Genomic DNA, 1,365 nt, shown 5'->3' with positions numbered 1-1,365 from the left:
TGGCCGTTAGGGGCATATGCCCGTACTACCCAATGCGGCAAGGGCCCCCGGCAAAGCCGACAGAGCTTGTTCACCCCCTGCACGCTGGTCAGCGGGCCCCTTTCTCTCGTGGACGGCTGGGGTGGGCCCGCCTCGTGTGTGCCTGGGGCGGCTCACAGGATCGCCGCGGCCTGCGATGGAGGCAGGGGTGGCAAGGTCGTCGGCGACTCACCCGCGGACGAAGCGTTGGGGAGGGGAGCTCCGTTGATTCCGTCGGCACCGTGGATTCGTCCAGGGGCCCGCTCGATCGCAGGGGACTGTGTCCTTGCCTTTGGTTCGACTGCTTCCCAGGACGATGCAGGGCACATGCCGGCGGTGGAACGCCTTGAGCCTTGCGGATCCCCGTATCCGCAGGGCGGGGTTCATCGCGGGCCGCGACATGAAGCCGACGACCCTTTCGGCTTCACTGTTCCTCCGAGGATGCCCCTCTTTAGCCGCAATATCGGTACTCAGGGAGTTTTTGTCCGCTTGACTCGTTTGGGTTCGGTGGCATTGACCGATAGTGACGGCTGGGGCGCGTGGGTGGTCTGCAACCTGGTGGGCTGCACTTTTGAGGGGCCAGCTGGCGACTTTGCGCTTGATGATGCGAGGGTTGGCCCGGCGGCGTCGCTGTAGCAGGGTGTCCCCTCGCCAGGTATCGGATGGACGTTTTGACGGATTGGTAACTGGATGCTTAGTATCCGGTTACGTGAACGGCAGGGGTGACGAGTGGGCGATGCATACGTTGCTCAACCTGGCATGGTTGGGGGGCGGGGAGCCCATGGCGACCGCGCAGATGGCAGCCAGTCACGATCTAGCAGGGTCTTACCTGCAGAAGCAGCTTGTCAGGGCCGGCCTGCTGGAGTCCGTGCCGGGTGAGCGGGGTGGCTTTCGGCTGGCCCGCCCCCTGGAGGTGGTTTCGGTGCTGGATGTTGTGCTTGCTGTCGAGGGGGATGAGCCCCTCTTCCACGGCGCCGAGATCCGTCGGTGCGGCACCGTCGGGGAGCGATGCCCTGATGTCAGTTTCACCCGGCCGTGCATGGTGAAGGTTGCCATGGCGTGAGCCGGATCGGCCTGGCAGAAGGCGCTGGCCGAGCAGAGTCTCGTCGATGTGCAGGCCGAGGCTGAGGCGCTCGCTCCTGCCGTGGCGGCACATGTTCGCCAGGTGCTGGGCACGACTGATCATTCTTCCCGCGCGGCGTGACCGCGCGTTCTTTGCGGAGGCGAATCTGGATGAAAAATCCCCTGATTGTTGGTGGTGGGATTGCCGGTGTGTGGAGCGCCGCCGCCGTACGTGCGGCACGCGCCCATGGCGTGCCGCGATCGCAACTGCAGGTGACAAGCGAG

Annotated in this window: 1 protein-coding gene; it reads left to right on the top strand. The window is 65.2% G+C overall.

What is annotated here, in order from left to right:
- The first annotated feature begins 619 nt into the window (after positions 1-619).
- Complete coding sequence (locus VXC91_RS45660) at positions 620-1,081, top strand: RrF2 family transcriptional regulator (protein ID WP_329513222.1); 462 nt, start codon at positions 620-622, stop codon at positions 1,079-1,081.
- The last annotated feature ends 284 nt before the right edge of the window (positions 1,082-1,365 follow it).

Source organism: Streptomyces chiangmaiensis (assembly GCF_036281785.1).
Lineage (GTDB): Bacteria > Actinomycetota > Actinomycetes > Streptomycetales > Streptomycetaceae > Streptomyces > Streptomyces chiangmaiensis.
Note: the sequence above shows the minus strand (reverse complement) of the source record. Positions and strands in the feature narration are given on the sequence as shown.

Excerpts from the sequence above, each read along its gene's own strand:
- VXC91_RS45660 (WP_329513222.1), top strand. The coding sequence starts at position 620 with ATGATGCGAGGGTTGGCCCGGCGGCGTCGCTGTAGCAGGGTGTCCCCT.